5 protein-coding genes are annotated in these 4,238 nt (G+C 65.6%); 2 read left to right on the forward strand and 3 right to left on the reverse strand.

Translation table 11 applies throughout. From position 1 onward, the window contains the following. Positions 1-49: 49 nt before the first annotated feature. Together O0J73_RS21620 and O0J73_RS21625 are read right to left on the reverse strand one after the other, a co-directional pair. Positions 50-709 (reverse strand): exopolysaccharide biosynthesis protein, encoded by a 660-nt coding sequence (locus O0J73_RS21620; RefSeq protein WP_308309607.1) that lies wholly within the window; start codon positions 707-709, stop codon positions 50-52. Next, the gene (locus tag O0J73_RS21625) at positions 693-1,997 is read right to left on the reverse strand and encodes a hemolysin family protein (protein WP_197564752.1); all 1,305 of its coding nucleotides are present in this window, start codon (positions 1,995-1,997) and stop codon (positions 693-695) included. Before O0J73_RS21625 ends, O0J73_RS21620 begins: the two co-directional genes overlap by 17 nt. Positions 1,998-2,289: 292 nt before the next feature. Here O0J73_RS21625 and O0J73_RS21630 point away from each other — a divergent pair, with 292 nt between their 5' ends. Together O0J73_RS21630 and O0J73_RS21635 are read left to right on the forward strand one after the other, a co-directional pair. Then, entirely contained in the window at positions 2,290-2,916 is a 627-nt protein-coding gene (locus O0J73_RS21630) for a DUF47 family protein (RefSeq protein ID WP_006431321.1), read from the forward strand. Positions 2,917-2,929: 13 nt separating this feature from the next. Further along, on the forward strand, positions 2,930-4,051 hold the full coding sequence (locus O0J73_RS21635) for an inorganic phosphate transporter (RefSeq protein WP_006431323.1): 1,122 nt from the start codon (positions 2,930-2,932) through the stop codon (positions 4,049-4,051). Here the strand turns inward: O0J73_RS21635 and O0J73_RS21640 are convergent. Next, on the reverse strand, positions 4,009-4,238 hold a 230-nt coding region (locus O0J73_RS21640), incomplete at its 5' end, for a hypothetical protein (protein WP_308309608.1). The two genes, O0J73_RS21635 and O0J73_RS21640, sit on opposite strands and share 43 nt — an antisense overlap.

The following is a 4,238-nucleotide window of genomic DNA, read 5'->3' on the forward strand; positions in this document are numbered from 1 at the left end:
TCCTGCAAACGTGGCAGCCGGCCAGCGGCCGGCTCTACCGGGCTCCGGTTCAGAACCAGCGCTGGAACAGCTCCACCGTGTAGCCCACCAGTTGCCCGGAACTGAAACCAAAGAACGCGATGGCCGCCAGCGCGGCAATCCAGTTGAACAGCATCAGCGCGCCATCGCGTTCCAGCAATGCCAGCGCGAACAGCAGCAGCTGGAAGCCGAACAGGAAGTTGGTGAACGGGATCGGCAGCGACAGCAGAACGCCCAACAGCACCAGCAGCAGGCCGGTAAACGCGTGCGCCGGCAGCGGGGTCAGCAGCTGCGACAGGCGCGGTTTCAGCATCTTGTCCAGGCGCCGCAGCGGGCGGTCGATGCGGTCGAGGAAGCGGTGCATGGTGCCGCGCTTCGGCCCGCGCCGGGCGATGAAGCCGGGCAGCCAGGGGCGCCGCAGGCAGCACAGCATCTGCAGGCCGATCAGGATCACCAGCGGGCCGCTGACCGCGCCGCCCATGCCCGGGATCGGGATGAACGACGGCAGGATCGCCACGAACAGGAACACGCCGAACGCGCTCTGTTGCAGGTTGCACAGGATCTGGCCGAGCGGCATGTGCTCGGCCGGGTCGCCCGAGGCGAACATCTCCAGCAGGGTCCGGATGCCCTCGTTGCGGTAGGCCGGGCGCGCGGCGCCCGGACCCTGGCCGGCCTCAGGCGGTAAGCTCATCGGCCTGCTCGTCGGACAGCGTGCGCAGCAGCAGCTTGTCCACCCGCGCACCGTCCAGGTCGACGACTTCGAATCGCCAGCCGGCCCAGTCGAAGTATTCGCCGGCATGCGGGATGCGGCCGAAGTAGTGGATGCACATGCCGGCCAGCGTGTAGTAGTCGCCGTCCTCGGCATCGGGCAGGTCGTTGCTGCCGATCAGCTCACGCAGGTCCTCGATCGGCAGCGAGCCATCCACCAGCAGCGAGCCATCCTCGCGGGTCACCACCAGCGCATCCTCGTCGGCGTTCTCCACCGCCTGCAGGCGGCCGACCACCGCCCCCATCAGGTCGCTGATGGTCACCAGGCCCTGGATCTCGCCGTACTCATCCACAACCAGCGCCATCGACTGCTGTTCCTCGCGGAAGATCTCCAGCAGCTTCATCGCATGGGTCGATTCGGAAACGTACAGCGGCTCGCGCAGGGTCTGGAACAGCGCGGTGTCGCCGCGCGCCATGCGCGTGGCCAGCGACTTCAGCTCGAGCACGCCGACCACGTCCATGTCGTTGTCGCGGTACACCGGGTACCGCGAGAACTCGTGCTCGGCCATGATCTCCAGGTTGCGCTCCAGCCCGGCCTGGGTGTCGAGCCAGGCAATGCGGTTGCGCGGGGTCATCAGGCTGTCGGCGGTGCGGTCGCCCAAGCGCATGACACGGTTCATCATGTCGCGCTCGTGGGCGTCGATCACGCCGGCCTCGTGGCTTTCGGCCACCAGCATGCGGATCTCTTCTTCGGTTACCGAGGCGACTTCATCCTTGCCCAGGCCGAACAGGCGCAGCACCAGCTGGGTGGTCTTCGACAACAGCCAGACGAAGGGCAGGGCCAGCTTGGCCAGCCAGCTCATCGGCATCGCCACCAGGCCGGCAATGGCCTCCGAGCGGGTCAGCGCCAGGCGCTTGGGCACCAGTTCGCCGAAGATCAGCGTGATGAAGGTGATCAGGCTCACCGCCAGTGCGGTGCCGACGTTGCCAGCGTAGGCAAAACCCGGCATCAGGCCCTGGATCCAGCCGGCGAAGGCCTCGCCCAGCGCTTCACCGCCGAGGTAGCCGGTCAGCACGCCGATCACGGTGATGCCGATCTGCACGGTGGACAGGAAGCTCTCCGGCTTTTCCGACAGCTCCAGTGCCTTGGCGGCCCGCTTGGAGGTTGCGGCCATCTGCTTCAGGCGGCTCTTGCGTGAGGTCATGACCGACATCTCGGACATGGCGAAGAAGCCGTTCAGCAGAACAAGCGCGAAGACAATCAGGATCATTTCAAACACGGGCGTCGTCCCCGGTTGGTGGCAGGGAGGGCGGGTGCTTGCGATGGCGGCTGGCGCTCAGGAGCGGGGTCCGGCGCGGCGCTGGGGGATAAGGGTCGTCGTCCATAAGGTGCGCCCGAAGGCGCGCTGGCATCTTAGCAAAGGGGCGTGGCAGGGTGGCAACTGCCTGTTCAGGTTGGGCGGGCCAAGGCCCGGAAAGGGGGCAGGGATACCCGAGATGGTCATCTAGCCGTCATAATTCCGTCTGGTGCCGTCCTTCCCGCGACGGCTGACAGGTTTCTCAATGTTCTCTCTGCAGACCATTTTCGGTTCCGGCAAACAGTTCTACACCCTGCTCGATGAGGCCGCCGTCGCGGCTTCCGACGCCGCCAAGGCGCTGCATTCCATGCTGCGCGAGGCCGACCGCCAGCCGGCGCTGGACGCTTTCAAGCTGGCCCGCCTGCGCGAACGCGCGGCCTCGGACAAGATCAGCCAGGCGCTGGTGGACAGCTTCATGACCCCGATCGAGCGCGAAGACATCGAAGCGCTGGGTTCGGCGCTGTACAAGATTCCCAAGCAGATCGAGAAGTTCGCCGATCGCTATTCGCTGGCCACGACCCACCTGGAGCACATCGACTTCGCGCCGCGCGCGGCGATGCTGGAGCAGGCTGCCAGTGTGGTGGTGGAGATGGTGGCCGACCTGCGCCACATGAACCTGGACCGGATGACCGCGCTCAACGAGAAGCTGCGCTCGCTGGAGAACGAGGCCGACCGGCTGATGCTCGAGCTGTACCGCGACATCTATTCGGGCCGCCTGGACAACCTGCAGATGTTCCTGCTGAAGGAATTCTTCGAGATCCTGGAAAAGGCCATCGACCGCTGCCGCGAGGCCGGCGTGGTGGCATACCAGATCGTGTTGAAGAACAGCTGACGGACGCCGCCGCATGTTGACCCTTGTCCTGGTGGTGATCCTGGCCGCGCTCGTCTTCGAGTTCATCAACGGCTTCCACGACACTGCCAACTCCATTGCCACCGTGGTGGCGACCAAGGTGCTCTCGCCCGGCTGGGCGGTGATGCTGGCCGCCTTCATGAACCTCATCGGTGCACTGACCGGTACTGCGGTGGCGCTGACCATCGCCTCGGGCCTGCTCAACACCAACGTGGTCGACGTCACTCCGCAGGTGATCCTGTGCGCCCTGCTGGGCGGCATCATCTGGAACCTGATCACCTGGTGGAAGGGGCTGCCGTCTTCGTCCTCGCACGCGCTGATCGGCGGCCTCTGCGGCGCCGGCCTGGCCGCTGCGCACAACAACTGGGACGCGCTGATCTGGTCCGAGCGCCTGGGCAGCTGGGCGCAGAACAAGGGCCTGTTGTGGAAGGTGTTCGTGCCGATGATCACCTCGCCGATTGCCGGCTTCCTGCTTGGCATCGTGGTGATGGTGCTGCTGTGGGGGCTGATCGCCGGCCTGGCCAAGATCGGTGGTGCCATCGGCCGCCTGGCCCGTCCGCGCATCGTCAACGCGTTCTTCGGCAAGGCGCAGATCGCTTCGGCGGCCTACATGGGCTTTGCCCACGGCCACAACGATGCGCAGAAGACCATGGGCATCATCGCGATGACGCTGATTGGTGCCGAAGCCACCGGCGCACTGAACGACCTGCCGTCATGGCTGGCCTTCATGCATCCGGACGCGCATGCCGGTGACGGCATCGCGATGTGGATCGTGCTGACCTGCGCGGTGGTGATGGCCGCCGGTACCGCTTCGGGCGGCTGGAAGATCATCAAGACCCTGGGCCACAAGATGGTCAAGCTGCATCCGATCCACGGCTTCGCCGCGGAAACCAGCTCGGCCACCATCCTGACCCTGGCCGCCCACTTCGGCATGCCGGTCTCGACCACCCACAGCATCTCCACCGCGATCATGGGCGTCGGCTTCGCCAAGAACCCGCGTTCGCTGAAGTTCGGCGTGATCGAGCGCATCGTCTGGGCCTGGATCCTGACCATCCCGGCCGCCGGTGGCTGTGCCTACCTGATCCTGAAGCTGTTCGAGCTGTTCGGCTGGACCTGAGGCCAGCAGCCCGATAAACGAAAAAGCCCGCCGGCATCCGGCGGGCTTTTTTCATGGGCGGAGAATTTTTCCGCTTCCATCGTGTCGACCAAGGTCGACACCCACCAACAACAGACGATCAACCCCACCCCACCTCGCCAATCCACGGAAACCCAGCTTTTGCCGTTGCCGTCAGCGGGTGCCGGGC

The sequence above is a fragment of the Stenotrophomonas sp. Sm6012 genome (assembly GCF_030985895.1).
Lineage (GTDB): Bacteria > Pseudomonadota > Gammaproteobacteria > Xanthomonadales > Xanthomonadaceae > Stenotrophomonas > Stenotrophomonas forensis.